This is a genomic window from Citreicella sp. C3M06 (genome assembly GCF_018860705.1).
Lineage (GTDB): Bacteria > Pseudomonadota > Alphaproteobacteria > Rhodobacterales > Rhodobacteraceae > Salipiger.
The window spans coordinates 117,125-143,269 of sequence record NZ_JAHKQA010000078.1 but is presented as its reverse complement, the minus strand read 5'-3'; the positions used below and the strand labels follow the sequence as shown (position 1 = coordinate 143,269).

Sequence of the window (26,145 nt, the reverse complement as noted above, 5' to 3'; positions counted from 1 at the left end):
GCTCGTCAGCCACGAGGGTCCGCAGCCGCCGGTTTGCCTGCTATCGCGCAGGGTTTGCGCAGACATCACGGCAAAACGCAGGCCCGACACAGAAAAACGGCGCAAGGCCTGTGGCCCCGCGCCGTTTTCAAATGCTTCCCGAAGGGGCCAGTATCAGGCGCTGCGATCGAGAATCGCCAGAACCTCGTCCTTGCCCTCGTCCCGCTGGGCCTGAGTCTTTTTCAGCTCGCGTTCGAGCTTGCGCACCTCGGCCTTGCGGTGTTGCGCTTCGGCGCGGTGCTTGTGCTCGCGCAGCCATTCCCAGACAAACCCGATCAGCAGGCCAAAGACGATGCCGCCGAAAAACACCAGAAACACCGGAACGGTGATCCCCGCCTGAAACTGCAGCAGCGACGACAGCTCTGCCGTCAGCAGCTTGAGATCAACCATCTCGCGGTTGGCCATTGCGATAGCCACAAGGACCACGGCCAGCACCGCCAGAAACGCATAGCGAATGTAACGCATGTTCTTTCTTACTTTCCGTTCAGCCGGTCACGAAGCAGCTTGCCGGTCTTGAAGAACGGCACATGCTTTTCCTCGACCTCAACCGCCTCTCCGGTCCTCGGGTTCCGCCCGAGCCGCGCATCGCGCTTCTTTACCGAAAAGGCCCCGAAACCGCGCAGCTCGACCCGGTTGCCCGCGGCCATCGCATCGGTGATCTCCTCGAAGATCGTATTCACGATCCTCTCGACGTCCCGTTGGTAGAGATGCGGATTCTCTTCCGCGATCTTCTGGATCAATTCCGATCTGATCATCTCACCATCCCCTGCCAGGCGCCTTCCCGCGCCATTCCGTTCTACGACACTTACACAAAACCTGCCAAACGGAAACCGGCTGTTCACGGAGAAAAGCATGCATGGGCAGCGGTTTGATGCGGATCACGTGAGGTTCGGCGGCACGCAGCGGCAGCCTGCACCAGACGGTAGCGGCAACGCCTGCGAATGAGGCAGCCCGCGATTCGGGGAAATCGACCGCTCCGAAGAGGGCCCGTGCAAGCCCGCAAGCGCCATGGGGCGCCCGCCAGGCGAGGCGCGAAAACGAAGAAAGGGGCCCGAAGGCCCCTTTCCCGTCAATCCGAAACCGGACTGGATCAGTTGTCGCGCTTCAGCGCTGCGCCAAGGATGTCGCCCAGCGATGCACCCGAGTCGGAGGAGCCGAACTGTTCCACGGCCTCTTTCTCTTCGGCGATCTCGCGTGCCTTGATCGACAGACCGAGACGACGGGTCTTGAGATCGACGTTGGTGACGCGCACATCGATGTGGTCACCGACCGAGAACCGCTCGGGGCGCTGCTCGGCACGGTCACGCGACAGGTCGGAGCGGCGGATGAAGGACTTCATGCCTTCGTATTCCACTTCCACGCCGCCATCTTCGATCGCGGTCACGGTCACGGTCACGATCGAGCCGCGCTTCACGCCGCCAGCCGCTTCGGCGAACTTGTCGCCGCCAAGCGCCTTGATCGAGAGCGAGATCCGCTCTTTGTCGGTGTCGACTTCGGTGACGACAGCCTGCACCACGTCTCCCTTGCGGTATTCCTGAATGGCTTCTTCGCCACGCTGGTCCCACGAGAGGTCCGAAAGGTGCACCATGCCGTCGATCTCGCCGTCAAGACCGATGAACAGACCGAATTCGGTGATGTTCTTGACTTCACCTTCAACCTGCGTGCCCTCGGGATGCGTCTCCTTGAAGAGCTCCCACGGGTTGCGCATGGTCTGCTTGAGGCCAAGCGAAACGCGACGCTTGGCAGCGTCGATTTCCAGCACCATGACTTCGACTTCCTGCGAGGTCGAAACGATCTTGCCGGGGTGCACGTTCTTCTTGGTCCAGGACATTTCCGAGACGTGAACGAGACCTTCGACACCCGGCTCCAGCTCGACGAACGCACCGTAGTCGGTGATGTTGGTCACGCGGCCAGCATGGACAGAGCCCAGCGGGTACTTGGCAGCCACCAGATCCCACGGATCTTCCTGAAGCTGCTTCATGCCCAGGGAGATACGGTGAGTGTCCTTGTTGATCTTGATGACCTGGACCTTGACGGTCTCGCCGATGGTCAGGATCTCGGACGGGTGGTTGACGCGACGCCATGCCATGTCGGTGACGTGCAGCAGGCCATCAACGCCGCCCAGATCAACGAACGCACCGTATTCGGTGATGTTCTTGACCACGCCGTCGACCGTCTGGCCTTCGGTGAGGTTGGCGATGACTTCCGCGCGCTGCTCGGCCCGCGATTCTTCAAGGATAGCGCGGCGCGAGACAACGATGTTGCCACGGCGACGGTCCATCTTGAGGATCTGGAACGGCTGCTTGAGACCCATGAGCGGGCCAGCGTCGCGCACGGGGCGCACATCGACCTGCGAACCGGGCAGGAAGGCCACGGCGCCGCCGAGGTCGACGGTGAAGCCACCCTTGACGCGACCGAAGATCGCACCTTCGACGCGGGCGTCGTCGGCATAGGCCTTCTCGAGACGGTCCCACGCTTCTTCGCGGCGGGCCATCTCACGGCTGATCACGGCTTCGCCACGTGCGTTTTCGGCGGAGCGGAGGAAGACCTCGACTTCGTCGCCAACGCTCAGATCGGGCGTCTCACCGGGATTTGCAAATTCTTTAAGATCGACGCGGCCTTCCATCTTGTAGCCGACATCGATGATGGCTTGGCCCGCTTCGATCGCGATGACCTTGCCTTTGACAACCGAACCTTCATCCGGGGTGTCCATTTCGAGGCTTTCATTAAGGAGGGCCTCGAATTCCTCCATGGTCGTATCAGCCATGTGGCAGTCGTATCCTTTTCATCGATTTATACTGGCCGGGCGGTTGTCTCCGCCGGTCTTCGGTTTCCCTACCGCTGTGTCCCCAAGGCGGGGGCGGGCTGGCTTGGTCGGTTCGGACATTGCCGCGGATTTCTCCGCGACGGGTGCATATGACAAAAGGGGCCGGATAACCGTCCCTTCCGAGATGCCTGCGGGCTATGCTGCCTGTCTCGACGCGCGCGACATAGCGCGTCTTGCGTCGCAACGCAAGACGATTGACGCGATTCTGCATGCGCGAGATCTTGCTTGAGACCGCAGAAGGTGTCAGATGCGCTTGCCGGCAGCGTCCGGATCGGGAAATAGATTCGCCCGAGAAACAGGCAATTACCCGCCGAAACCGTTAACGCCGAGGGCTGGATTGCACAGCTCTGACGGAATTCCGCTTATGCATCTGCAGCATTGCGCGGAACCCCGCGGACCGCTCGCGCGTCTTCTTGATGTTCCGCCATATACGCCCATCATTTTATCAAGATTTCTGTCAGGAGACCTGTGTGACGCCCACGTGCTGCCAACCCGCAATCCGACCGACCCGCCGCCGTGTGCTGGCGGCATTGCTCAGCACGGCCACTGCACCGGCGCTGCTGGGCCTGCGCGCCGCCCATGCGCAAGAAGAAGGCCAGCCGTTTTCCTTTGACGGGCTGAGCGAGCGGATGCGCGAGCTTGCGCAATCCGACCCTGCCCCGCGCGATGAAATCAGTGGCCCGCTGACCGAGATCGACTACGATGATTTCAACCGCATCCGCTTTCGCGCCGATCACATACGCTGGGCCGACGATCCCAGCCGCCTGTTCCGCCTGAACGCCTTCCATCTTGGCTGGCTGTTCAAGGAACCCGTACACATGTTCGAGCTGGTCGACGGTGTGTCGCGCCCGATGGTGTTCTCGACCGCCGACTTCGATTACCGCGACGTCAAGACGGCGCTGCCGCCCGATCTGGTGCTGCCCGGCGTGGCGGGCTTTCGGCTCATGGCGCCGTTCAATCGCGCTGATCTCTATGACGAGGTCGGCTCCTTCCTTGGGGCCAGCTATTTCCGCCTGCTCGGGCGCGGCAACCGCTACGGGCTGTCGGCGCGCGGGCTTGCAGTGAACACCGGGCTGTCTGGCGAAGAGGAATTCCCCCGCTTTACCGAATTCTACATCGAGCGCCCTGCCCCCGGTGCCACCACGATCACGCTTTATGCCGCACTGCAAAGCGATTCGGTGACCGGGGCCTATCGCTTTGTCATCACGCCGGGGCAGGACACCACCGCCGAGGTCACCGCCCGGCTGTTCTTTCGCGACGACATCGAACAGCTTGGCATCGCGCCGCTGACCTCAATGTACCTGTTCGGCGGCGCCGATCCCGGCGCGTTCCACGATTTCCGCCCGGCGGTGCACGACAGCGACGCGCTGGTGCTGACCGCACCCGATGGCGAAACCCGGTTCCGCCCGGTGTCGAACCCGCCGCGGCTGGCCAGCTCGTATCTGGGGATGCAATCGCCCGCCTCGTTCGGCCTCGTGCAGCGCGAACGCGACTTTGGTCAGTTCCTCGACGCGGAATCCCATTACGAACGGCGCCCGACGCTGATCGTCGAGCCGATGGGCGATTGGGGCAAGGGCAGCGTGCGCCTGCTCGAGATCCCCACCAAGACCGAAACCAACGACAATATCGTTGCCTTCTGGATTCCCGAAGCGCCAGCAGAGGCGGGTGGAGAAATGGAATTCGCCTATCGTCTGCATTGGGGCATGTCCCCCGCCGGCGACGGCGACAAAAGCCGCGCCCGCGTCCTGCGCTCACGCGTTGGCGCCGCCGGAGTGGCCGGGGTCGAACAGAAGTCCGACGCTCAGAAATTCGTCATCGACTTCGCAGGCGGCGCTTTGTCGGAACTTCCGGCGAACGCGGAAGTTGTTCCGGTAACGAGCGCCACCCGCGGGGAGATCACCCAGGTGGTGCTGTCCAAAACCGATGAGGACGGCGTCTGGCGGCTGGTGGTCGAGGCGACCACCGCACCGGGCAGCTCGATGGAGATAACCGCCAGAATCGAGGGCTTCGGACAAGTCCTGACCGAGACATGGCTTTACCAATGGATGAGACAATGACCTTGCAATCCCATCTTTCGCACGATCAGATCATGAACCCGGCCCCGGAGAGCTGGGCACCGGCCCCTGCCCCGCTCGACATGCCCCAGCAGGTGCTGGAACGCAGCACGGCGCGCCTGTCGCCGCTCGCAATGCTGCGCCTGCTGCTCACCGGCCAGAGCGCCTGACCATGGGCGCACGCGTCGATCCCGCAACCGCCATGGCCCGCGCCCTGTCGCTCGCCGTCACCGCGCTGGCCGCCGTGGTAGCCACTTGGCTGACGGTCGCTGCGTCGGTGCAGGATGGCGTGCAGGTCTGGGATGTCGTGCGCGCCGTGCTGATCTTTGTGACCACCGGCTGGCTGGCATGGGGGGCGGTTCTGGGCCTGAACGGTCTGGTCGCGGGCCGCAGGCATGGGCCAGCGCCGCAGATCATTGGCGATCAGCCGCCCACCGTTGTGCTGGTGCCGATCTGCAACGAAGACCCGGTGGCCACCTTCAGCCGCGTGGCCGCCATGTACCGCTCGAACGCCGATGCCGGGGTGAGCGCCGACATCGCCATCCTGTCCGACACCCGCGACGAGACCCTCGCCGCAGTTGAGCGCGTGACATTCGCGCGCCTGCTGCGCGAGACCGGCGGCGAAGGCCAGATCTTCTACCGTCGGCGCAGCGACAACCGGGGCCGCAAGGCTGGCAATATCGAGGAATTCTTCCGCAACAACGGCGGCGCCTACGAATTCGCGGTGATCCTTGACGCCGACAGCCTGATGGAAGGCGCGGCGATCCGCGAGATGATCGCCCGGATGCAGGCCGACCCCAAGCTGGGGCTGCTGCAAACCCTGCCCAAGGTGGTTGGCGCATCGAGCTTTTTCGGCCGGGCGATGCAGTTTGCCTCAGTGTTCCACGGCCCGGTGTTCACCCGCGGCCTTGCGCGGCTTCAGGGGCTGAACGGCCCGTTCTGGGGCCATAACGCCATCGTGCGGGTGCGCGCCTTCGTGCAAAGCTGCGGCCTGCCCGAGCTGACCGGCAAGCCGCCTTTCGGCGGGCATATCCTCAGCCATGATTACGTCGAGGCGGCGCTGCTCGCCCGCGCGGGCTGGACCGTGAAGGTCGAGCAATCCATCGACGGATCCTATGAGGAAGGGCCCGAGAACCTGCTGGCCTACGCCCGCCGCGACCGGCGCTGGTGTCAGGGCAACCTTCAGCACATCCGCCTGCTGAGCGCCCCGGGCTTTGCGCTCTGGAGCCGCTACGTGTTTCTTCAGGGGATCTTTTCCTACCTCGTCTCGCTGCTCTGGGCGGCGTTTCTGGTGGCGACGGTGCTGGGCACCGTGCTGGCCCCCGAGCCGGATTATTTCCCGAATCTGCACCAGCTTTACCCGGTGTTCCCCTCTGATCGCTCGCGCGAGATCACCGCACTGTTCTTCGGCATCGTCGGCCTGCTGATTTTGCCCAAGGTCGGCATCGTCTGGCAGGCGGCGGTGTCTGGCCGGGCACGCGGTTTTGGCGGCGCGCTCGGCGCGCTGCGCTCGGTGCTGACCGAGATCCTGCTGACCTCTGCCATCGCGCCGGTGATGCTGATGTTCCAGAGCCGCGCCGTGCTTCAGGTGCTCTCGGGTCAGGATGGCGGCTGGCCCGCCAACGCTCGCGGCGAAGGCCGCCTGACCCTGCGCGAAGGCTTTGCCGCGAGCTGGTGGATCGTCACCGCCGGGGCGATCATCCTTGCCTCGGTCTACTTCCTTGCGCCGGGCCTGACGCTGTGGCTGCTGCCGGTCGCCCTGCCGATGCTGGCCGCCCCGTGGCTGATCGCGCTTAGCTCGCGCTCGGGCGGACGCACGATGTTCACCGTTCCCGAAGAGGCCAAGGCCCCGCCGGTCGTCGCCGAGTATCGCGCCATCCACGCCCGCTGGCAGGCCCCGCAGGTGCCGGGTGGCGATGCGCCCGATCTGGCGATGCAAGCAGCATCTTGATCGTTGCCCCCCGTTCTGCGGGGGGCGTGCGCCATCAGCAGTAGTTCTGCGGCCCGACCCACTGGCCCGGCGCATAACGGTCGCCATGGCACCAGCCGACCGGCAACACCGTTTCGATGCGAACCATGTCTTCGGGCGTCAGCACAGCGTTGGCGCCCGCCACCAGCTCGTCGAAATGCGCAAGCGACCGGGTCCCGGGAATCGACACAATGTGCTCGCCCTTGTGCAGCCCCCATGCGATGGCCAGCGCCGCCGTGCTCAGACCCATATCGGCCGCCAGTTCCCGGAACGGCACCAGCGCGCGCAGGTTGAAATCATGGTTCGGCAGGGTAAAGCGCGGGTTCACCGACAGGAACGGATTGGTCTCGATCCGGGCGCGCGGGATTGGCGCGTCGGTCAGAAGCGAGCGCCCCACCGGCGAGAACGCCACCAGCGCGGTGCCAAGCTCGGCGCAGGTCTGGATCAGCCCCAGCTCGGGCGCGCGGGTTTGCAGGGAATATTCCGATTGCACCGCCGCGACAGGGTATTCCGACGCCGCCCGGCGCAGGGTGGCCGGGGCGATCTCGGAAAAGCCGATCGACCGGCACTTGCCCTTTTCGACCAGACGGGCAAGCGTGCCCGCCACCTCTTCGGGCGGCAGATCGGCCTGATAGCGATGCGCGTAGAACAGATCGACATGATCCGTGCCCAGCCGCTTGAGCGAAGCGTCAAGCTGCGCCTCCATATAGGCGGGGCTGTTGTTGATCACCCGCTTGCCAGCGGCATCGCTGCCGATCCCGGCCTTGGTCGCAATATGCACCGCGTCGCGTGCGCCGGGATGGGCCGCAAGCCAGCTGCCGATCACGGTTTCCGAACGGCCCGCGCCGTAGATGTTCGAGGTGTCGATGTGGCTGACGCCAACCTCGCGCGCGCGATCCAGCAGCGCGTGCGATTCGGCCTCGCTGGTCTCGCCGTAGAAATCCGAGAACGACATCGCGCCGATCCCAAGCGCAGAAACCTCTGCCGTGCCGATTGTCCGGGTCTTCATGGGGTGATCCTTGCATGGGCGGCATCCACCGCCGAAATTGCAGCCGCGACAGCCGCGTCGATATCCAGCTGCGACGTATCAATGATCACCGCATCCCCCGCCGCAATCAAAGGCGCATCGACGCGGGTCGAATCGCGGTGATCGCGCTCGATCGTGTCCTTGAGGACCGTCTCGTAATCGGTTTGCACACCCGCTGCGCACATCTCGTCATAGCGGCGGCGGGCGCGCACTTCGGGGATGGCGGTGACGAACAGCTTGGCTTCGGCGTCGGGGCAGATCACCGTGCCGATGTCTCGCCCGTCCAGCACGGCGCCGCCGGCCCGGCGGGCATAGGCGCGCTGGAAATCCACCAGCGCCGCGCGCACCTCGGGGATGATCGCGACCTTGCTGGCCGCCTGCGCCACGTCAGGGCTGCGCAAGCCCTCGCGCGCAAGATCCTCGGCCAGCAGCGCCTTGGCGGCGGCAATCGGGTCCATGCCGTCCAGCATCCGCGCGCCAACCGCCCGGTACAGCAGCCCGGTATCAAGATGCCCGAACCCGTAATGCTGCGCGACCGCCTTGGAGAGCGTGCCCTTGCCCGCCGCAGCCGGCCCGTCGATGGCGATGGTAAAGCCCATGTCGGACCTTTCTTTGTGGCTCATTCGGCCCCGGTTATGACCAGAGCCGCCCTGCCCTTCAACCCCGCCGGACGCCCCGTGGTTCAGCTCTCGCGCGAGATATCCGCGCCAAGCCCGGTCATGAGCGGCTCGAAAATCGGGAAAGACGTGGCAATCGGCCCACCGTCATCGACCCGCACCGGCTCCTGCGTGGCAAGCCCCATCACGAGGAACGACATGGCGATGCGGTGGTCAAGATGGCTTTGCGTCACCGCCCCGCCCCTGACGCCGCCGTGGCCGCGCCCGTGCACCGTCCACCAATCTTCGCCCTCGTCGACCGCAACGCCATTGGCGCGCAGCCCGACCGCCATGGCATCGATGCGGTCGCTCTCCTTGACGCGCAGTTCCTTGACGCCGGGCATGTGGGTCTTGCCGGTCGCAAAGGCGGCCACCACCGACAGCACCGGATATTCGTCGATCATGCTGGCCGCGCGCTCGGCGGGAACCTCGATTCCCGTCAGATCCGGCGAGAACCTCGCCCGCAGGTCCGCCACCGGCTCGCCGCCCTCCTCGCGCAGGTTCTCGAAGGTCAGATCGGCGCCCATCTCCTGCAAGGTAAAGAACAGCCCCGCCCGCGTCGGGTTCAGCCCGATGTTGGGCACCAGCACGTCAGAGCCTTCGGTGATGATCGCCGCACAGACCGGAAACGCCGCCGACGACGGATCGCGCGGCACCACGATGACCTGAGGCTTCAGCTCTGGCTGGCCTTGCAGGGTGATGACCCGGCCTTCGGGCGTGTCTTCGGTGGTCACCGAGGCGCCAAACCCGTTGAGCATGCGCTCAGAATGATCCCGCGTGGCCTCGCGCTCGATCACCACGGTCTCGCCCGGTGCGTTCAGCCCCGCCAGCAGCACCGCGGATTTGACCTGCGCCGAGGGCACCGGCGTGGCGTAGCGCACCGGCAAGGGGTCCGTCGCGCCAACGATGGTCATCGGCAACCGCCCGCCGCTACGCCCATGGGCCTGCGCTCCGAACAAAGCCAGCGGGTCGGTCACCCGCGCCATCGGGCGCTTGTTCAGACTCGCATCCCCGGTAAAAGTCACGGATATCGGCGTTGTCGCCATCGCCCCCATGATCAGCCGCACCCCGGTGCCCGAGTTGCCGCAATCGATCACGCCGTCCGGCTCGGCAAACCCGCCAACGCCGACGCCATGCACATGCCATGTCTCGCCGCGCTTTTCGACCTGCGCACCAAAAGCTTGCATCGCCTTAGCCGTGTCCAGCACATCCTGCCCTTCCAGCAGCCCGGTCACCCGCGTCTCGCCCACCGCCATCGCGCCGAGAATCAGCGAGCGGTGCGAAATCGACTTGTCTCCCGGCACATGCGCCTCGCCGCTCAGGCCCGAAGACCTGCGCGCAATCATCGGTATGGCTTCCCCGTGGCTCGACATGACACCCTCTTCGTTATCGCTCGCACTGCCCATAGCAGCGCTCCGCGCGCCCGTCCATCGCGGCGCCCTGTCTTCATCTTGCCCGACAAACTCCGGGGGTGAGGCCGCAAGGCCGAGGGGGGCTGGCCCCCCGCCGCCCTATCCGTTGCGTCGGAACGTCAGGTAATGCGGCACCCGGCCCTCACGCAGCGCCTTCTGCTCGTAGCGGGTCGAATACCAGTCGTCCCACGGCTGCCGCCAATCAGACGGCTGCTCGGCCAGCCACTCGAACCCGGCCTTGGGCACCTCGACCAAGGTCTGGCGCACGTAATCGGGAATATCGGTCGCCACGCGAAAGATCGCGCCGGGGCGCAGCACCCGCGCCAGCGGCTGAAGATGATCGGGCGTGACGAACCGGCGCCGGTGATGGCGCTTTTTCGGCCAGGGATCAGGATAGAGCAGAAAGGCCCGGTCGATGCTGGCATCTGGCAGCACGTCGAACAGGTTGCGCACATCGCCCGGATGCACCCGCAGGTTCGTCACCCCGGCCCGGCGGATCTTGCCCAGCAGCATCGCAACGCCGTTGATGTAAGGCTCGCAGCCGATGATGCCGACATCGCCATGGGTCGAGGCCTGATGCACCAGATGCTCGCCGCCGCCAAAACCGATCTCCAGCCAGGCGGGGCGGCCCTCGAACAGCGCTGCGACATCCAGCGGCAAGCGGTCCGGATTGACATCCCAATCCACCGCGCCCGGAGACAGCGCCGCAAGATCCTCGTCAAGATAGGCTTCCTGAGACGCCTTCAGCGACTTGCCCTTGATGCGGCCATAAAAATTGCGCCAAGGCGCGTCGGGATGCTTGTTTGACGTGGTCATGGGCGCGGCATGTAGCGAAAGCCTCGGGGCGGAGCAAGACATCTCTGACAGGTGTAGGGGCGGCAAACGTTCTGGCTAGAAAGTCTGCCGCCCCCGTTTCGCCCGACTCAAAGCTCGCGCTTCAAAGCCTCGGCCAGATCGCAGCGTTCCCACGAGAAAGCGCCATCGGCCTCGGGGGCGCGACCGAAATGCCCATAGGCGGCGGTGCGCTCGTAGATCGGCTTGTTCAGCGCGAGATGCGTGCGGATGCCGCGCGGCGTCAGGTCGATGACCTTGGGGATCGCCGCTTCGATCAGCGCTTCGTCCAGCTCGCCCGTGCCATGCGAATCGACATAGATCGACAGCGGCTTGGCGACGCCAATGGCATAGGACAGCTGCACCGTGCAGCGCTCTGCCAGCCCGGCCGCGACGATGTTCTTGGCCAGGTAGCGCGACGCATAGGCCGCCGAGCGGTCGACCTTGGTCGGGTCCTTGCCGGAAAACGCGCCGCCGCCATGGGGCGCAGCGCCGCCATAGGTGTCGACGATGATCTTGCGCCCGGTCAGGCCGGCGTCGCCATCCGGCCCGCCGATCACGAAGGTGCCGGTCGGGTTCACCCACCATTCCGTCGCGCTGGTCAGCCAGCCATCGGGCAGCACCTCGCGAATATAGGGCTCGACGATGGCACGCACATCGGCAGAGCTTAGCGAGGCATCCAGATGCTGGTGCGAGAGCACCACCGAGCTGACGCCAACGGGCTTGCCGCCCTCATAGCGCACCGAGAACTGCGATTTCGCATCCGGCCCCAGCACCGGCTGTTCGCCGGATTTGCGCGCCTCGGCCAGCCGCTTGAGAGCGGCATGGGCGTAAAGGATCGGCGCCGGCATCATCTCGGGCGTCTCGTTGGTGGCGTAGCCGAACATGATACCCTGATCGCCCGCGCCCTCGTCGCCGCGCTCGCCGGTGACGCCTTGGGCGATATGGGCCGATTGCTCGTGCAGCAGGTTGGTGATCTCGACCGTTTCCCAGTGAAACTTGTCCTGCTCGTAGCCGATGTCGCGGATACAGGCGCGGGCAATGTCGGGAATGCGCTGCATGTACTCGTGCAGCTTGGCCTGATCGCTCAGCCCGACCTCGCCGCCAATGACCACGCGGTTGGTGGTGGCAAAGGTTTCGCAGGCAACGCGCGCCAGCGGATCCTCGGCGATGAGCGCATCCAGCACCGCGTCAGAGATACGGTCGCAGACCTTGTCAGGATGCCCCTCGGAGACCGATTCCGAGGTAAAGGTGTAGTTCTGTCGGGACATGATTGCTCCATTAGATACCTGCCGTCACGCCAGGAAGCCGTTGTGACGGGGATATGACGGGGCTACCTAGGCCGTCGCTTGGGGGCCGTCAACGTGAAACGCCGCGTCTTTTGACAAATGCAACGAGGCCAAGCAGCAAAAGCACGGGAAGCATCGGCAGATCGCCAGCCACGCTGTAGGGCGTAACGCGCAGCGGCGGGGGCAGGTGTTCATCGATGAACCCGGCCTCGCCCAGCCCGAGGCTGTCGATCACCCGCCCTGCCCCGTCGATCACCGCCGATACGCCGGTGTTGGCGGCGCGCACCAGCGGCAGACCCTGTTCGATGGCCCGCATCCGCGCCTGTGCCAGATGCTGATAGGGCCCGGAAAACGCGCCGAACCATGCGTCGTTGGTGACCTGCAACAGGAAATCCGGCCGCATCGGGTGCATCCGCACATCCTGAGGGAACACCGCCTCGTAGCAGATCAGCGGCAATGCCTGCCCAAGCTCATCGCCCAGATCGACAAGATGCGGACCCGGCCCGGCGGAATAGCCAGATTGTGCCCGCTGCGCCAAGCCACCGACCCCGATGTGCCGGAACAGCGCGGCGGCGGGCATGTATTCGCCAAAGGGCACGAGATGGTGCTTGTCGTAGACCTCCTCGATCTTGCCGCCAAGCCCCGCGACGACCAGCGAGTTGTACCAGCGCCCGTCTTCCTCGCGCTGGATGCCAAGCGCCACCTTGCCGGGAAACGCCGCATCGCTGACGACGCCGAGCAGCTCTTCGGCGTTGTTCAGCAGGGTCGGAACGGCGGTTTCGGGCCAGATCACCAGCGACGGGCGCTCATAGCCGTTGCGCGCCATATCAGCGGTAAAGCCGACCTGTCGGTCAAAGAACCCCTGCATTCGGGACGGATCCCATTTGTCGCGCTGCGCCGCGTTGGGCTGCACCAGCCGCACCACCGGGCGCCCCTCGAGATCCTGCAGCGGAGGGGTCAGCACTTGCCCCCCCAGCAACAGCACCGCCAGCAGCGCGGCGCTGCCCAGAGCAGCCGCCCAATGGCGCGCCGCAACGATAAGCCCTGCCAGCAGCACCGTCACGAGGTTGAGCCCATGCGGGCCGATCACCGCGCTCCACTGGATCACCGGGGTTTCCAGCCAGAAAGAGCCAAGCATCGCCCAAGCAAAACCGGTGAACAGGTAGGCGCGGGCGAATTCCGCCGCGGCCCAGCATACCGCAAGCGCCAGCAGACGGCGGCGCGCCGTGGCATGGGCCGCGCCCCAGAACGCCAGCGCCCAGAACAGCGCAAGGCCCGCGGCCAGCAGGAACAGCGCAAAGGGCGCCATCCAGCCGGTCGTGGCCGCGTCGATCTGGAACGGCTCGATCACCCAGCTTAGCACCAGCCCGAAATAACCAAGCCCGACGCCCCAGCCGATGCCCGCCGCCTCGCGCGGCGTTTGGGCGGCGCGCAGCATTGCCACAGCCACGATCAGCCCCGCGAAGGCCAGCCACGGCAGATTCCACGGCGCCTGCCCGAGACCAAACACCGCGCCCGCGCCAATGGCCAGCGCCAGCCGCAGCCAACGCGGCAAGACCTCCAGCCGGCGGCGGACGGAGATGTCAGTCACGCGGGGTCTCCGGCTGGGAAACCGGCGGGGAGTCGGGCGGCAATTCGGGCGCCGGCAGCTGGATCACCGGGTTTACCGGCAGACTGGCTGGCACGCTTGGCACAGACATGCCCGCCGCGCCTGCCGCCATGGCATGGGGCAGCACCCGCAGCCGCTTGATGCGGCGCGGATCGGCGTCGACCACTTCGAAATCGAAGCCGCCGGGATGCGGAACGACCTCGCCGCGCGCTGGCACATGCCCGGCGAGCATGAAGACCAGACCGCCGAGCGTGTCGATCTCTTCTTCGTCGATCTCTTCGCCTTCGGTCAGGCCAAGGCCGGACGCTTCCTCGAATTCCTCGATCGGGGTCTTGGCCAGAGCCAGCCAGCTGCCCGAGCCTTCGCGGAAGAAGTTGCGGCCCTCGTCGATGTCGTGCTCGTCTTCGATTTCGCCGATGACCTGCTCGATCAGATCCTCGATGGTCACCAGACCGTCGACGCCGCCGTATTCATCGATCACCAGCGCCATGTGCCGCCGCTCGGTCTGCATCTTGGTCAGCAGCACGCCAATGGGCATCGAGGGGGGCACAAAGACCAGCGGGCGCAGCATCTTGGCAAGGTCGAAGTCATCGCCCGAGCCGTTGAAGCCATAGCGCAAGGCAAAATCCTTGAGATGGGCCATGCCGACGGGGGTGTCGAGCGTACCGGCATAGACCGGCAAGCGCGTCATGCCGCTGCTGCGAAAGACCTGCACCAGCTCTGCCTTGGTGATGGTGTCCGGTACCGCGACAATGTCGGCCTTGGGGATCGAGACATCCTCGACCCGCATGTCGCGCAGATTGAGCATGCTGGGCCGGGAGAGCGCAGGCAGCGCAGAGCCGCTGCTGTCAGACACGCCCGGCTCTGCGCCGTCAGATTTCAACCCGCCAAAGATGCGGCGAAAGATGCTTTCGCCCCGCTCCTGGTACTTGTCGGAATACCGTTCCGAATGTCGATCCGGCTGCGCGCTGTGCGCTGCCGTAGACGATGCGTCGCTGTCGCCCATCTTTCCTTTTCCATTGCCGGGATCTGCCCGGTTTTGCTGTTTGGGGCATTGCCCGGTGGTCAGTCCTGCAAATATGGGTCCGCGATACCCAGATTGCCAAGTATTTCTGTTTCGAGCCCTTCCATCACCGTGGCATCCTCGTCACGGATGTGATCGTAGCCCAGAAGATGCAAGGTCGCGTGCACCACGAGATGCGTCACGTGGTCGCCAAGCGCTTTGGCAGCGTCGGTGGCTTCGCGCACGCAGGTTTCATAGGCGATGGCGATGTCGCCAAGTTCCTCGGGCATGTCCGGATCGCCTTGCGGCAGATCCTCGGGGCTGCGCTCTTCGGAGGGCCAGGACAGCACATTGGTCGGCTGCGGCTTGTCGCGAAAATCGCCGTTGAGGGTCGCGATGCGGGCATCGTCGCAGGCCAGAATCGCGATTTCAAACCCGTCAGCGTTGAGCCCGAGATGCGCAAGCGCGGCGCGCGAGGCGGTTTCCGCCAGCGGTTCGAGGCCGAGAGGCTCCCATCTGGGGTCCTCGAGGATCGTGTCGGTCAGCATGTCCAGCGTCCCAAGGGTGGCGGGCCCTGCGCCGGGAGGGGGCCAGCCCCCTCCACCCCCGGGATATTTGGGGCCAGAAGAAGGCAGGAGCGCCGTATAGTGGTTCGGCCCGCGCCGCAAGATCGAAGCGGCGGGGCCGGCGACGCCCCGCCGATCGGATCAGCTGGATTCGGCGTCTTTTTCGTAGGCCTGGATGATCTCTGCGACGAGCGGGTGGCGCACCACGTCGGCCGAGGTGAAGTAATTGAAGCCGATCTTCTCGATGTCCTTGAGCAGGCGTTCCGCGTCGGACAGACCGGACGAGACGCCGCGCGGCAGGTCCACCTGCGTCCGGTCGCCAGTGATCACCATGCGCGAGCCTTCGCCAAGGCGGGTGAGGAACATCTTCATCTGCATGGTGGTGGCGTTCTGCGCTTCGTCCAGCACCACGAAGGCGTTCGACAGCGTGCGCCCGCGCATGAAGGCCAGCGGCGCGATTTCGACCACCTTTTCCTGACGCATGTTGGCCAGCTGCTTGCCCGGCATGAAATCGTTCAGCGCATCGTAGAGCGGCTGCATGTAGGGATCGACCTTTTCCTCCTGCGTGCCGGGCAGGAAGCCGAGCCGCTCGCCCGCCTCGACCGCGGGGCGGCACAGGATGATCTTGTCGACCGCGCCGGTGATCAGCATGTTCACGCCCACCGCCACCGCAAGATAGGTCTTGCCGGTGCCCGCCGGGCCGATGCCGAAGCAAAGCTCGTTGCGGTAGAGCGAGCGCACATAGGCCTTTTGCGCATCGGTGCGCGGCTCGATCAGCTTTTTGCGGGTCTTGATTTCGACCTTGCCGCCGTCGAACATTTCAAGCTGGCCCTCGGCGGGCTCGTCTTCGGGATGCAGGCGGAATTCACGGTCGATGTCGCCGCGCCCGACCGCGCGACCCTGTTCCAGACGTTGATACAGCGCGTTCAGCACTTCGCGGGTGGCGGCCTGCGCCTCTTCGGGGCCGTGCAGCGCCAGCTGGTTGCCCCGGCGCAGGATCTGCACGCCGGTGCGGGCTTCGATGTCTGTCAGGTTGCGGTCGAATTCGCCGCAAAGCTCTATCAGCAGACGGTTGTCAGGAAATTCGAGGATCGCTTCGGTCAGGGTGCCTGTGGTCACGCATGTCTCCTGCGCATTGATTTCATCTTCATCGTGCCAAGCGAGGCGGCGCGCGGCAAGCCCCCGTGAGACTTTGATCGCCACACGGAGCGTAAAAAAGCCGCGCGGTGGGCAACCGCGCGGCCTTGTCTGTTTGCGAGAGCGCCATGGCTCAGAGAGGATCGCCGATGAGGCTGGTCGAGCCTTGCTTGAAATCGCCGGTGGCCACTGTCGGCGGGGCGACGCCCGAACAGATCGGCTTGCCGTATTTGTCGAGACGGCGCGCAAGGTAGCCTTCGACGCCGTCATCCGCGATCCAGTTGTCGCAGCCATCCGGGTCGACCCAGACGCCCCAGCGCATCTGGCTGAGGTCGCCGCGATCGAAGGTCTGCAGATCACGGCTTTTGTCCGGCCCGACGGGGGCGCAGGCGGCGAGGGACAGGGCGACGCCTGCCAGCAGGGTAAGCTTGGTCATGGTCATCGAGGCCTCCTCAGCGCACGCACATGATGTCGACGCGGCGGTTCTTGGACATGCCCAAAGCCGTGCGGTTGGTCGCGACGGGGTAATCCTCGCCGTAGCCCTGCACGTCGATGACGCGGGCGCCGACCGACTGCGCCACGGACGCGACCGCGTTGGCGCGGTTGTAGCTGAGCTTGCGGTTATATTCGACGCTGGCGCGGGCATCGGTATGGCCGCTGATGATGTAGCCAAAGGCAGTGCCGTTGCGGAAGAACGCCTCGAGGTTGGCGCGGCCCTTGGGGGAGATCTTGTAGCTGTCGGTGGCGAAATACTGATCGGTCTTCAGCGTGCCGCAGACATTTACGTTGCGGCAGACCGGGCGGCCATCGGGGGTGACGCGGCTGACGGCGTAGCCTTCGACGCCGTCGTCCATCACCCAGATCTCGCAACCATCGGGCGAGATATTGATGCCGGGGATCATGCGTTCGCCGCGGATGGTGCGGGTGTTCTGGGTGGAAAGGATCGGGTCGTTGAAGCCATCGCCTGCAGCGGCAGCGGGCGCCATGAGCCCCGTGGCAGCGAGGCCGGCAAGCGCAAGCGCGCGCGCGGCCCCTCGGAGGGCCTTGGAAATGCGTTTCACCACAGCCTTGGTTCCTATCTTAAAGTTTTCCCGTGTGCGCCGCAAACCAACCTGATCGGCCACACGGAGCAAATCACTATATTCCAAAAGATTAGCAGAGAATTCGAACCTGTGAAGCGAAAACCACCATATATTGTGGCTCATTCAGCACCAAACACCCGGCAAACCGGAGACTGTTCCCGCCGAATATCACAATCGTCAAAATTGTTTTTTCGGGGTCGTTTTACACAAGCTCGCCGCGCAGCGAATTCGGCCCGCTTTCGACGATCCGCACCCGGCGCAGATCGCCCGGAATCACGCCCTCGGCGGCGACATGCACGGCGTGCAGGTAATCGGACTTGCCGCTCATCTGGCCCGGCATGCGCCCGGCCTTTTCGAACAGCACGCCGACCTCGCGGCCCACCATCGCATCCTGCAAGTCGCGCTGCTGGCGCAGCAACAGCGCCTGAAGCCGTTGCAGACGATCATCCTTCTCGGCCTCTGGCACTTGCGCGCGCTCGGCGGCGGGGGTGCCGGGACGTTCGGAATACTTGAAACTATAGGCAGAGCCGTAGCCAACCGCCTCGATCAACGCCAGCGTGTCCTGAAAATCGGCCTCTGTCTCTTCGGGGAAACCGACGATGAAATCCCCCGACATATGCAGATCGGGGCGCGCGGCGCGCAGACGCTCGATCAGCTTGAGATATTTCTCGGCGCTGTGCGCGCGGTTCATCCGCTTGAGAATGCGGTCGCTGCCCGATTGCACCGGCAGGTGCAGGTAAGGCATCAGCTTGTCGCAGCTGCCATGCGCGTCGATCAGCGCATCGTCCATGTCATTGGGGTGCGAGGTGGTGAAGCGAATGCGCTTGAGCTCGTCGATCTCTGCCAGGGCAAAGATCAGCCCCGCCAGCCCGCCGTCATGGCCGTGATAGGCGTTGACGTTCTGTCCCAGCAGGGTGATCTCGCGCACGCCGCGCTCGACCAGATCGCGCGCCTCGGCCAGCACACGCTCGGCAGGGCGTGACACCTCGGCCCCGCGCGTATAGGGCACCACGCAGAAGGCGCAGAACTTGTCGCAGCCTTCCTGCACGGTCAGAAAGGCGGTCGGGCCGCGCTTAGCCTTGGGGCGCGCGCTCAGATGGTCGAACTTGTCTTCTTCAGGGAAATCGGTGTCGAGCGCCTTGCCGCCCGCGTTGGTGCGCGCCAGCAGATCCGGCAGGCGATGATAGCTTTGCGGGCCGACCACCAGATCGACCAGCGGCTGGCGACGCATGATCTCCTGCCCTTCGGCCTGTGCAACGCAGCCCGCCACGCCGATCTTGAGATCAGGGCGCGCGTCTTTGAGGCCTTTGTAACGGCCCAGCTCCGAATAAACCTTTTCCGCCGCCTTTTCACGGATGTGGCAGGTGTTCAGCAGGATCATGTCGGCATCAGCAGGGCTGTCGGTCGCGACATAACCCTGCCCGCCCATCGCCTCGGCCATGCGTTCGCTGTCGTAGACGTTCATCTGACAGCCATAGGTCTTGATGAAAAGCTTCTTGGCATCGGACATGGGGCACCTTCGGCATCGGGCGGTTCAAGTGGCGGCGCATAGCGCAAATACGCCCGCGAGGAAAGACCGCTGTGCGCTTGCACCCTGTGCGAAATTGACGGAGTCTTCACCAGAAAAGCGCATAGAGGCAGGCGATGCACCATTCCGGTCTGGACAGATTCCTGGCGCAAGCGCGCGTTGCCCTTGGCACCGGCCCCGTCGCCATGGTGTTCTGCGAGGACGAGACCGAGATCGACACCACCCTGCGCCACCATCTGCAATGCGGCTTTCGCTGCGTTCTGGCCTTCATGCCGCCGCATTTTCCGCTGGCCCGCGACGTGGCGGCGCGGGTGCACCGGATCGATTACACGCTGACCAGCGACGGCGCGGTGCCGCGCGCCGTCAAGGCGGTGAACGAGGCCGGGCCGGGGCTGTGGATGTTCTGGTGCTACAACGCCGAATACCTGTTCTACCCGTTCTGCGAGACCCGCTCGGTCACCGAAATGCTGGGGTTTCACGCCGAAGAGCGACGCAACGCCATGCTGGCCTATGTCATCGACCTCTATGCCGGCGACCTACAGCGTTTTCCCGATGCGGTATCGCTGGACGAGGCCTTCATCGATCGCTCGGGCTATTACGCGCTGGCGCGGCCCGACCCGTCGAACCACAACCACCCCAAGGACCGGCAGCTGGATTTCTTCGGCGGTCTGCGCTGGCGCTACGAGGAACACATCCCCGCCCCGCGCCGCAAGATCGACCGCGTGGCGCTGTTTCGCGCCAAGCCGGGCCTGACGCTGCGCGACGATCACAGCTTCAATGACGAGGAATACAACACTTACGCCTGCCCGTGGCACAACAACCTGACGGCCGTGCTGGCGTCGTTCCGCACCGCCAAGGCGCTCAAGCGCAACCCGGGCAGCACCTTCGACATCCCGACATTCCGCTGGCACAATTCGGTGGCCTTCGAGTGGCATTCGCGCCAGCTGATGGATCTCGGCCTGATGGAGCCGGGGCAATGGTTCTGAGCAAGCCCCGGCAGGGACCCTTCGCCGATCAGTCGAACTGTTCCATGACGATGCGTTGTTCTGGCACGCCGATCTGCTTCAGCTGCTTCGAAATATCGTCCAGCATCGGCGGCGGCCCGCAAACATAGCAGGTGTCGCGCGACGGCTCGACATACTTTTTCAGCAGCGCTTCGTCGATGCGATCACGATACAGCGGGCTGTCCGGCTCATCGGTGACGATGTAGCGCGTCTGAAGCCCCGGCATCTTGTCGAACTCGTCGCGCAGCAGGATATCGCGCTCGGCCTTGTTCGAGAAGATCAGCGTGTTGCCCTTGAGCGAGCCGGTCTTCTCCAGCTTTTCGCGCAGAATCGCGATGAAGGGCGTCACCCCGGCACCGCCCGCGATGAACACGCCGTCGCCCTCGTCGTCGATGGCGCCCCAGACATCCTTGAGAACCATCGTGTCGCCCGGCTGCAACCGGGCAATCCGCTGCGAGACCCCGTCATGGCCCTCGGCCTCTTCGGGATAACTCTTGATGACGAACTCAAGCGCCTCATCCTCGGGCAGCGAGGTCATGGTGAAGGACTTCCACACATCCCGCCAGCCGTCCTTGTCCAGCGCGATATGCGCGGCCTGGCCGGGCACATGGCGAAAGCCGTCTGGCTTGTCAAAGGTCACGCGCTGGGTGTCGTGGGTGATCGCCTCGACGGCGCGGATCGTAAGCGTGGTGGTCATGTCGTTGCCTCCTTGTGCAGGAACAACGACCGCCGCCGCACCTAGGTTCCGCGCAGCCGCCGAAACGCTCAGTCCTTGCGGCGCAGGCGGATCACGACATCGACCGAGGCAATCTCGGCCCCCTCGGGGGCATCGGGCAGGCGTGTGATCACCAGCTGTTCGGACGGGGCATCGGTCAGATGCCCGTCATCCTCCCAGAAGAAATGCGGATGCTCATGGGTGTTGGTATCGAAATAGCTGCGCGAGCCATCGACGGTGACTTCCTGCATCAGCCCGGCCTCGCAAAAGGCGCGCAGCGTGTTGTAGACGGTGGCCAGCGAAACGCTCTCGCCCTTGTCCTGCGCGGCGGCAAACAGGCTTTCCGCGGTGACATGCCGGTTTCGACCGTCGCCGATGAGCAGCGCAGCCAAGGCAAGGCGCTGTTTCGTCGGGCGCAGCCCGGCCTGCCCCAGCCATTGCGTGCCCCGTGTCATTGCATTTGCTGTCATCTGTCTCGCCTGACGTCGATTCAAGAAATCCCGCACATTCTGTATATATAGGGAAGATGCGCCCCGGATTTCAATTCGAATCCGCCATGGCCCGCACCACTGCGGGACATGGGCGCAGGGTTGCAAGCTGCGCGGGCACGATGCTAGAGGGGGCGCAACCAGACATTCAAGGAACGAGAGGGCCTTCACCCATGGCCGACTACCCCACCAGCTTCGGCAAGGATGACCTTCTGAAATGTGCGCGCGGCGAGCTGTTCGGGCCGGGCAACGCCCAGCTTCCGGCCCCGCCCATGCTGATGATGGACCGCATCACCGAGATCTCGGGCGATGGCGGCGCGCACGGCAAGGGCCACGTCGTGGCGGAATTCGACATCACCCCCGACCTGTGGTTCTTCGAGTGCCACTTCCCCGGCAACCCGATCATGCCCGGCTGCCTCGGGCTTGACGGGCTGTGGCAGCTGACCGGCTTCAACCTCGGCTGGCGCGGCTGGCTCGGGCGCGGCTACGCGCTTGGCGTCGGCGAGGTCAAGCTGACCGGCATGGTCCGCCCCGATCGCAAGCTGCTGACCTACAAGATCGACTTCACCAAGGCGATCCAGACCCGCCGCCTGACCATGGGCGTCGCCGACGGCATCGTCGAAGCCGACGGCGAAGTGATCTATCAGGTCAAGGACATGAAGGTCGCGCTCAGCGAAAACTGACCCGACCTCGCGCCGCCCCGGTTTCTTCTGGCCCCAAATATCCCGGGGGCCCGAAGGGCGGGGGCAGCGCCCCCTCCGGCACCGCCGCAGCAGACCAACGCGCCCCGCGCTGCAAAACAGCGTCATCCCCCGCTTGCGTCCCCCCTGCCCCTTGCCCTACATAGCCCCCAACCAACGCAAGGGAGGCCACATGCGCCGCGTCGTCGTCACCGGACTGGGCATCGTATCGTCCATCGGCAACAACGCCGAAGAGGTTCTCGCCTCGCTCAAGGCAGGCCGCTCCGGCATCACCGCCAACGAGCAAATGCAGGAACACGGCTTCCGCAGCCAGATCGCCGGGGCCATCAACCTCGATCTGGCCGCGCATGTCGACAAGCGCACGCTGCGCTTCATGGGGCCGGGCGCCGCCTATGCCCATATCTCCATGAAACAGGCGATCGCCGACAGCGGGCTTGAAGAGTCAGACATCGTCAACCCGCGCACCGGGCTCATCGCCGGATCGGGCGGGCCGTCAACCTCGGCGCTGCTGACCGCGCAGCAGACCGTGCTCAAGACCGGCAGCACCAAGCGCGTCGGGCCCTTCGCGGTGCCCAAGGCGATGTGCTCTACGGTTAGCGCGAACCTGTCGACCGCGCATAAGATCAAAGGCATCAACTACTCCATCACCTCGGCCTGCTCGACCTCGCTGCATTGCATCGGCAGTGCCGCCGAACAGATCATGATGGGCAAGCAGGACGTGATGTTCGCTGGCGGCGGCGAGGAACTCGACTGGACCCTGTCCTGCCTGTTTGATGCGATGGGCGCGATGTCCTCGAAGTACAACGACACCCCGGAAAAAGCCTCGCGCGCCTTCGACGCCGGGCGCGACGGCTTCGTCATCTCGGCAGGCGGCGGCATCCTCGTGCTCGAGGAACTCGAACACGCCCGGGCCCGCGGCGCCAAGATTTACGCCGAGGTCACCGGCTTTGCCGCCACCTCCGATGGTCACGACATGGTCGCCCCCTCAGGCGAGGGCGGCGAGCGCGCCATGCGCCTTGCGCTGCAATCGCTCCCTGAGGGCCGCAAGGTCAGCTACATCAACGCCCATGGCACCTCGACCCCGGTCGGCGATGTCGGCGAGATCGAGGCCGTCCGCCGCGTCTTTGGCGAAGGAACGACCCCGCCCGTCTCCTCGACAAAATCGATGACCGGCCACAGTCAGGGTGCCACCGGCGCACAAGAGGCAATCTACTGCCTGCTGGCGCTCGACAATGATTTCATCATCCCCTCGATCAACGTCGAAACGCTCGACCCCGCGCTCAAGCCGGCCGAAATCGCCACCGCGCGCGTCGACAATGCCGGGCTCGATACGGTGATGACCAATTCCTTCGGCTTCGGCGGGACCAACGGGTCGATGCTGCTGAGCCGGTTCAAAGACTAACAGGCGGAAAGCAGCACATGTCGGAGCTCTTGAAGGGCAAGCGCGGGCTTGTCATGGGGGTGGCCAATGACCGCTCCATCGCGTGGGGTATCGCAAAGGCCCTGCATGGCGCGGGGGCCGAGCTGGCCTTCACCTATCAGGGCGACGCTTTCGGCAAGCGGCTCGAACCGCTGGCCGCCTCGGTCGGCAGCGATTTCATGGTCGATGTCGATGTGACCGACGATGCCTCGCTGGATGCGGCCTTCGAACAGCTTGGGGCGCGCTGGCCCACGATCGATTTCGTGGTGCATGCCATCGCGTTTTCCGACAAATCGGAACTGACGGGGCGCATCCTGAACACCTCGCGCGCCAACTTCCGCAACTCGCTCGACATCTCGTGCTACAGTTTCATCGAGGTGGCGCGCCGCGCCCACCCGCTGATGGTCGAGAACGGCGGCACACTGATCACCCTCACCTATGAGGGCTCGCAGCGCGTCGTGCCCAATTACAACGTCATGGGCGTGGCCAAGGCAGCGCTGGAATCGGCGACGCGCTACCTTGCCAACGATCTTGGCCCCGAAGGCATCCGGGTCAACGCCATCTCGCCCGGCCCGATGAAGACCCTCGCCGGGGCCGCCATCGGGGGCGCGCGCAAGACCTACAAACACACCGACATGAACGCCCCGATGCGCGCCAACGCCACGCTCGACGCGGTCGGCGGCACGGCGGTCTACCTCGTGTCCGATCATGGCGCCTGCACCACCGGCGAGATCATCCACGTCGACGGTGGCTTCCACGTGCTCGGCATGCCGCAATACGAAAACCTCTGACGCAGGAGCGCGCCATGCTGACCGCCATCATCGACTACGAAAGCGGCAACCTGCATTCCGCCGAAAAGGCGTTTCAGCGCATGGCAGCGGAAACCAAGGCTGGCAAGGTCGTTGTGACCACCGATCCCGAAACGGTCGCCAAGGCCGATCGCATCGTGCTGCCCGGTGACGGGGCTTTCCCGTCCTGCGCCCGGGCCCTGCGCCAGTCGGGCTGCTTTCAGGCGATGATAGAGGCGGTCGAAACCCGCGGCGTGCCTTTCCTCGGCATCTGCGTCGGCATGCAGCTTCTGGCCCGCAAGGGCCACGAGTACGAACAGACCGACGGCCTCGGCTGGATCGATGGCGAGGTCACCCGCATCGCCCCCTCCGACCCCGCCTTCAAGATCCCCCACATGGGCTGGAACGATCTGGTGATCGACCATGCGCACCCGGTTCTGGACGGCATTGCAACCGGCGATCACGCTTATTTCGTGCATTCCTACCAGATGGCGATGACCGACCTGTCGCAGCGCGTCGCCCATGTGGATTACGCCGGAGATGTCACCGCCATCGTCGCCAGAGACACCGTGATCGGCCTGCAATTCCACCCGGAAAAATCCGCTGCCACCGGCCTGCGCATGATTGCCAATTTCCTCAACTGGAAACCCTGAGCCTGCCCGCAAACTTGCGACTGCCTCCGGCGGGAGTTTATTTGGCAAGATGAAGATCAGGCGCCGCGCACCTGCTTCATCTTGCCCGGTAAACTCCGGGGGGAGCCGCAGGCGGGGGGCTGGCCCCCCTCTGCCCCCTCAAGATCAGCCAACCTGCCGGCCGTGGCTCCACACGCCCCGGATCACCGGCACCCCGTCCACCAGCCGCACGCGGACCATATCCGCCAGCAAGCCGGGCGCGATGCGACCCCGGTCGGTCAGCCCCGTAGCCCGCGCCGGTGCGGCGGTGACCGTGGCCACCGCCCTTGGCAGATCATCCCACAACCCGGCAAGCCGGAACGCCGCCGTCATCAGCGCCGAAGGCACGTAGTCCGAGCTGAGGATATCCAGCAGCCCCGCCCCGGCCAGTTCCGCCGCCGCCACGTTGCCAGAATGCGAACCGCCCCGGATCAGGTTCGGCGCGCCCATCATCACTGCGATACCGTGGTCATGACAAGCCTGCGCCGCCTCGAGCGTGGTCGGGAATTCCGCCAGCCGCACACCATGCCCGGCGCTGACTTCCACATGGCCGCGCTCGGTGTCGTCATGGCTCGCCAGCACCGCGCCAAGCCGGCGCGCCGCCGCCACGGCGCCGGCCTCATGCGCTGTGCCCAGCCGAGCATGGATCGCTGTCAGCCCGGCGACATGATCGGCAAATTGCGCCTCTGACATGCCATGCTTGCCGCAGACATAGTCCTTCAGCTTCGAGATATCGCGGAATTGCCGCTGTCCGGGGGTGTGATCCATGATCGACAATATGCCGACCCGGTCCGCCTCGGTGAATTCGTCCAGCTCTTCGAGCAGCGTTTCCGAACAGACTTCGGCCCGCAGATGCAGCAGGTGCGAGATCTTCAGCATCCCCCGCCCGCGCGCCGCCATCACCTCGGACGCCACGGCGCGCGCATATTTGCGATACTCCCCGGTTCCGTCCGAGATGACCGATCCCACCCGCATCGCATCGAACACCGTGGTGATGCCGGTTCCAGCCAGCTCAGCGTCATGGGCAAGGATCGCCGCCATATGCGGCCAATCCACCTTGGGGCGCGGCTGGATATGCCGTTCAAGATTGTCCGTATGCAGCTCGATCAGCCCGGGGATCAGCAGATCGCCCTCGCAATCCAGCGCCCCCGGCGGCGCCACCGGGCCCGCATCCACCGCTGCGATACGCCCGTCGCGCACCAGCACAGAGCCAGAGACAACCTCGCCCTCCAGCACCAGTCGCGCGTTTCGCAGCGCCATCTCTCCGACTGCCATCTGGTGGCCCACGCTCATATCGCCCATCATCTGCTCTTCCTGTTGTCATCTGCC

26 protein-coding genes and 1 riboswitch are annotated in these 26,145 nt (G+C 65.0%); of the genes, 8 read left to right on the top strand and 18 right to left on the bottom strand.

Features of this window, described 5'->3' with window-relative positions; all coding sequences use genetic code 11:
- Positions 1 to 153 precede the first annotated feature (153 nt).
- The 3 genes from KO516_RS19065 to rpsA form a co-directional block, all read right to left on the bottom strand.
- Positions 154 to 504 carry a LapA family protein gene (locus KO516_RS19065; protein WP_216005373.1) on the bottom strand — a complete coding sequence of 117 codons (351 nt, stop codon included), beginning with the start codon at positions 502 to 504 and terminating at the stop codon, positions 154 to 156.
- A gap of 8 nt (positions 505 to 512) precedes the next feature.
- Complete coding sequence (gene ihfB, locus KO516_RS19060; protein WP_216005372.1) at positions 513 to 794, bottom strand: integration host factor subunit beta; 282 nt, start codon at positions 792 to 794, stop codon at positions 513 to 515.
- A gap of 335 nt (positions 795 to 1,129) precedes the next feature.
- Positions 1,130 to 2,806, bottom strand: a complete 1,677-nt coding sequence (rpsA, locus tag KO516_RS19055; RefSeq protein ID WP_216005371.1) for a 30S ribosomal protein S1 — start codon at positions 2,804 to 2,806, stop codon at positions 1,130 to 1,132.
- A 530-nt stretch (positions 2,807 to 3,336) separates the two neighbouring features.
- Here rpsA and KO516_RS19050 point away from each other — a divergent pair.
- Genes KO516_RS19050 through mdoH form a run of 3 tightly spaced genes read left to right on the top strand, consistent with a single transcriptional unit; the run spans position 3,337 to position 6,871 of the window.
- Entirely contained in the window at positions 3,337 to 4,923 is a 1,587-nt protein-coding gene (locus KO516_RS19050; RefSeq protein ID WP_371742109.1) for a glucan biosynthesis protein, read from the top strand.
- Positions 4,920 to 5,090: a hypothetical protein gene (locus KO516_RS19045; RefSeq protein WP_216005369.1), complete on the top strand. Its 171-nt coding sequence runs from the start codon at positions 4,920 to 4,922 to the stop codon at positions 5,088 to 5,090. The genes KO516_RS19050 and KO516_RS19045 overlap by 4 nt, the downstream gene beginning before the upstream one ends.
- A gap of 2 nt (positions 5,091 to 5,092) precedes the next feature.
- Positions 5,093 to 6,871: a glucans biosynthesis glucosyltransferase MdoH gene (gene mdoH / locus KO516_RS19040; RefSeq protein ID WP_216005368.1), complete on the top strand. Its 1,779-nt coding sequence runs from the start codon at positions 5,093 to 5,095 to the stop codon at positions 6,869 to 6,871.
- Positions 6,872 to 6,905: 34 nt separating this feature from the next.
- On the opposite strand, the gene KO516_RS19035 is transcribed toward mdoH, so the two are convergent.
- The 12 genes from KO516_RS19035 to miaB form a co-directional block, all read right to left on the bottom strand.
- Positions 6,906 to 7,898, bottom strand: coding sequence for an aldo/keto reductase (locus KO516_RS19035; protein WP_216005367.1), 993 nt, complete (start codon positions 7,896 to 7,898; stop codon positions 6,906 to 6,908).
- Positions 7,895 to 8,515 carry a d(CMP) kinase gene (locus KO516_RS19030; protein WP_216005366.1) on the bottom strand — a complete coding sequence of 207 codons (621 nt, stop codon included), beginning with the start codon at positions 8,513 to 8,515 and terminating at the stop codon, positions 7,895 to 7,897. Before KO516_RS19030 ends, KO516_RS19035 begins: the two co-directional genes overlap by 4 nt.
- 83 nt (positions 8,516 to 8,598) lie before the next feature.
- Positions 8,599 to 9,945 (bottom strand): 3-phosphoshikimate 1-carboxyvinyltransferase, encoded by a 1,347-nt coding sequence (gene aroA, locus KO516_RS19025; RefSeq protein WP_216005365.1) that lies wholly within the window; start codon positions 9,943 to 9,945, stop codon positions 8,599 to 8,601.
- 138 nt (positions 9,946 to 10,083) lie between these two features.
- Positions 10,084 to 10,800 carry a tRNA (guanosine(46)-N(7))-methyltransferase TrmB gene (locus KO516_RS19020; protein WP_216005364.1) on the bottom strand — a complete coding sequence of 239 codons (717 nt, stop codon included), beginning with the start codon at positions 10,798 to 10,800 and terminating at the stop codon, positions 10,084 to 10,086.
- A gap of 107 nt (positions 10,801 to 10,907) precedes the next feature.
- The gene (gene metK, locus KO516_RS19015) at positions 10,908 to 12,086 is read right to left on the bottom strand and encodes a methionine adenosyltransferase (protein ID WP_216005363.1); all 1,179 of its coding nucleotides are present in this window, start codon (positions 12,084 to 12,086) and stop codon (positions 10,908 to 10,910) included.
- A gap of 3 nt (positions 12,087 to 12,089) precedes the next feature.
- A riboswitch (SAM-SAH riboswitch) is annotated at positions 12,090 to 12,138 on the bottom strand.
- 36 nt (positions 12,139 to 12,174) lie between these two features.
- Positions 12,175 to 13,695, bottom strand: a complete 1,521-nt coding sequence (gene lnt / locus KO516_RS19010) for an apolipoprotein N-acyltransferase (protein ID WP_371742108.1) — start codon at positions 13,693 to 13,695, stop codon at positions 12,175 to 12,177.
- Complete coding sequence (locus tag KO516_RS19005; protein ID WP_216005362.1) at positions 13,688 to 14,719, bottom strand: hemolysin family protein; 1,032 nt, start codon at positions 14,717 to 14,719, stop codon at positions 13,688 to 13,690. The genes lnt and KO516_RS19005 overlap by 8 nt, the downstream gene beginning before the upstream one ends.
- Before the next feature lie 59 nt (positions 14,720 to 14,778).
- Positions 14,779 to 15,264, bottom strand: coding sequence for an rRNA maturation RNase YbeY (gene ybeY, locus KO516_RS19000; protein WP_216005361.1), 486 nt, complete (start codon positions 15,262 to 15,264; stop codon positions 14,779 to 14,781).
- 159 nt (positions 15,265 to 15,423) lie between these two features.
- A complete protein-coding gene (locus tag KO516_RS18995) occupies positions 15,424 to 16,401 on the bottom strand; it encodes a PhoH family protein (RefSeq protein WP_216005360.1) in 978 nt (325 codons plus the stop codon).
- 151 nt (positions 16,402 to 16,552) lie between these two features.
- Positions 16,553 to 16,861, bottom strand: coding sequence for a hypothetical protein (locus KO516_RS18990; RefSeq protein ID WP_216005359.1), 309 nt, complete (start codon positions 16,859 to 16,861; stop codon positions 16,553 to 16,555).
- Between the two features lie 10 nt (positions 16,862 to 16,871).
- Complete coding sequence (locus KO516_RS18985) at positions 16,872 to 17,483, bottom strand: OmpA family protein (RefSeq protein ID WP_371742107.1); 612 nt, start codon at positions 17,481 to 17,483, stop codon at positions 16,872 to 16,874.
- Positions 17,484 to 17,703: 220 nt separating this feature from the next.
- Positions 17,704 to 19,011, bottom strand: coding sequence for a tRNA (N6-isopentenyl adenosine(37)-C2)-methylthiotransferase MiaB (gene miaB, locus KO516_RS18980; protein ID WP_216005358.1), 1,308 nt, complete (start codon positions 19,009 to 19,011; stop codon positions 17,704 to 17,706).
- A gap of 134 nt (positions 19,012 to 19,145) precedes the next feature.
- Here miaB and KO516_RS18975 point away from each other — a divergent pair, with 134 nt between their 5' ends.
- Positions 19,146 to 20,015: a hypothetical protein gene (locus KO516_RS18975; protein ID WP_216005357.1), complete on the top strand. Its 870-nt coding sequence runs from the start codon at positions 19,146 to 19,148 to the stop codon at positions 20,013 to 20,015.
- 28 nt (positions 20,016 to 20,043) lie between these two features.
- Here the strand turns inward: KO516_RS18975 and KO516_RS18970 are convergent, their stop codons facing one another.
- Both KO516_RS18970 and irr read right to left on the bottom strand, forming a co-directional pair.
- Complete coding sequence (locus KO516_RS18970; RefSeq protein ID WP_216005356.1) at positions 20,044 to 20,730, bottom strand: FAD-binding oxidoreductase; 687 nt, start codon at positions 20,728 to 20,730, stop codon at positions 20,044 to 20,046.
- 68 nt (positions 20,731 to 20,798) lie between these two features.
- A complete protein-coding gene (irr, locus tag KO516_RS18965; RefSeq protein ID WP_216005355.1) occupies positions 20,799 to 21,218 on the bottom strand; it encodes a Fur family transcriptional regulator Irr in 420 nt (139 codons plus the stop codon).
- 191 nt (positions 21,219 to 21,409) lie between these two features.
- On the opposite strand from irr, the gene fabA reads away from it, so the two are divergent.
- The 4 genes from fabA (at position 21,410) to hisH (ending at position 24,798) form a co-directional block, all read left to right on the top strand.
- Positions 21,410 to 21,919, top strand: a complete 510-nt coding sequence (fabA, locus tag KO516_RS18960; protein WP_216005354.1) for a bifunctional 3-hydroxydecanoyl-ACP dehydratase/trans-2-decenoyl-ACP isomerase — start codon at positions 21,410 to 21,412, stop codon at positions 21,917 to 21,919.
- Between the two features lie 190 nt (positions 21,920 to 22,109).
- Positions 22,110 to 23,339: a beta-ketoacyl-ACP synthase I gene (gene fabB, locus KO516_RS18955; protein ID WP_216005353.1), complete on the top strand. Its 1,230-nt coding sequence runs from the start codon at positions 22,110 to 22,112 to the stop codon at positions 23,337 to 23,339.
- A 17-nt stretch (positions 23,340 to 23,356) separates the two neighbouring features.
- Positions 23,357 to 24,148 (top strand): enoyl-ACP reductase, encoded by a 792-nt coding sequence (locus tag KO516_RS18950; RefSeq protein ID WP_216005352.1) that lies wholly within the window; start codon positions 23,357 to 23,359, stop codon positions 24,146 to 24,148.
- Positions 24,149 to 24,162: 14 nt separating this feature from the next.
- Positions 24,163 to 24,798, top strand: coding sequence for an imidazole glycerol phosphate synthase subunit HisH (gene hisH / locus KO516_RS18945; RefSeq protein ID WP_216005351.1), 636 nt, complete (start codon positions 24,163 to 24,165; stop codon positions 24,796 to 24,798).
- A 144-nt stretch (positions 24,799 to 24,942) separates the two neighbouring features.
- Here hisH and KO516_RS18940 read toward each other — a convergent pair whose 3' ends face one another.
- Positions 24,943 to 26,118 (bottom strand): alpha-D-ribose 1-methylphosphonate 5-triphosphate diphosphatase, encoded by a 1,176-nt coding sequence (locus KO516_RS18940; RefSeq protein WP_216005408.1) that lies wholly within the window; start codon positions 26,116 to 26,118, stop codon positions 24,943 to 24,945.
- Positions 26,119 to 26,145 lie beyond the last annotated feature (27 nt).

Bases quoted from the DNA above. Each gene is read 5' to 3' on its own strand.
- KO516_RS19035 (WP_216005367.1), bottom strand. From the start codon at position 7,898: ATGAAGACCCGGACAATCGGCACGGCAGAGGTTTCTGCGCTTGGGATC.
- aroA (WP_216005365.1), bottom strand. From the start codon at position 9,945: ATGTCGAGCCACGGGGAAGCCATACCGATGATTGCGCGCAGGTCTTCG.
- KO516_RS19045 (WP_216005369.1), top strand. From the start codon at position 4,920: ATGACCTTGCAATCCCATCTTTCGCACGATCAGATCATGAACCCGGCC.
- fabA (WP_216005354.1), top strand. From the start codon at position 21,410: ATGGCCGACTACCCCACCAGCTTCGGCAAGGATGACCTTCTGAAATGT.
- KO516_RS18975 (WP_216005357.1), top strand. From the start codon at position 19,146: ATGCACCATTCCGGTCTGGACAGATTCCTGGCGCAAGCGCGCGTTGCC.
- fabB (WP_216005353.1), top strand. From the start codon at position 22,110: ATGCGCCGCGTCGTCGTCACCGGACTGGGCATCGTATCGTCCATCGGC.
- miaB (WP_216005358.1), bottom strand. From the start codon at position 19,011: ATGTCCGATGCCAAGAAGCTTTTCATCAAGACCTATGGCTGTCAGATG.
- KO516_RS19030 (WP_216005366.1), bottom strand. From the start codon at position 8,515: ATGGGCTTTACCATCGCCATCGACGGGCCGGCTGCGGCGGGCAAGGGC.
- metK (WP_216005363.1), bottom strand. From the start codon at position 12,086: ATGTCCCGACAGAACTACACCTTTACCTCGGAATCGGTCTCCGAGGGG.
- KO516_RS18970 (WP_216005356.1), bottom strand. From the start codon at position 20,730: ATGACCACCACGCTTACGATCCGCGCCGTCGAGGCGATCACCCACGAC.
- ihfB (WP_216005372.1), bottom strand. From the start codon at position 794: ATGATCAGATCGGAATTGATCCAGAAGATCGCGGAAGAGAATCCGCAT.
- ybeY (WP_216005361.1), bottom strand. From the start codon at position 15,264: ATGCTGACCGACACGATCCTCGAGGACCCCAGATGGGAGCCTCTCGGC.
- mdoH (WP_216005368.1), top strand. From the start codon at position 5,093: ATGGGCGCACGCGTCGATCCCGCAACCGCCATGGCCCGCGCCCTGTCG.
- KO516_RS19005 (WP_216005362.1), bottom strand. From the start codon at position 14,719: ATGGGCGACAGCGACGCATCGTCTACGGCAGCGCACAGCGCGCAGCCG.
- KO516_RS19065 (WP_216005373.1), bottom strand. From the start codon at position 504: ATGCGTTACATTCGCTATGCGTTTCTGGCGGTGCTGGCCGTGGTCCTT.
- KO516_RS19020 (WP_216005364.1), bottom strand. From the start codon at position 10,800: ATGACCACGTCAAACAAGCATCCCGACGCGCCTTGGCGCAATTTTTAT.
- irr (WP_216005355.1), bottom strand. From the start codon at position 21,218: ATGACAGCAAATGCAATGACACGGGGCACGCAATGGCTGGGGCAGGCC.
- rpsA (WP_216005371.1), bottom strand. From the start codon at position 2,806: ATGGCTGATACGACCATGGAGGAATTCGAGGCCCTCCTTAATGAAAGC.
- KO516_RS18940 (WP_216005408.1), bottom strand. From the start codon at position 26,118: ATGGGCGATATGAGCGTGGGCCACCAGATGGCAGTCGGAGAGATGGCG.
- KO516_RS18990 (WP_216005359.1), bottom strand. From the start codon at position 16,861: ATGACCATGACCAAGCTTACCCTGCTGGCAGGCGTCGCCCTGTCCCTC.
- hisH (WP_216005351.1), top strand. From the start codon at position 24,163: ATGCTGACCGCCATCATCGACTACGAAAGCGGCAACCTGCATTCCGCC.
- KO516_RS18950 (WP_216005352.1), top strand. From the start codon at position 23,357: ATGTCGGAGCTCTTGAAGGGCAAGCGCGGGCTTGTCATGGGGGTGGCC.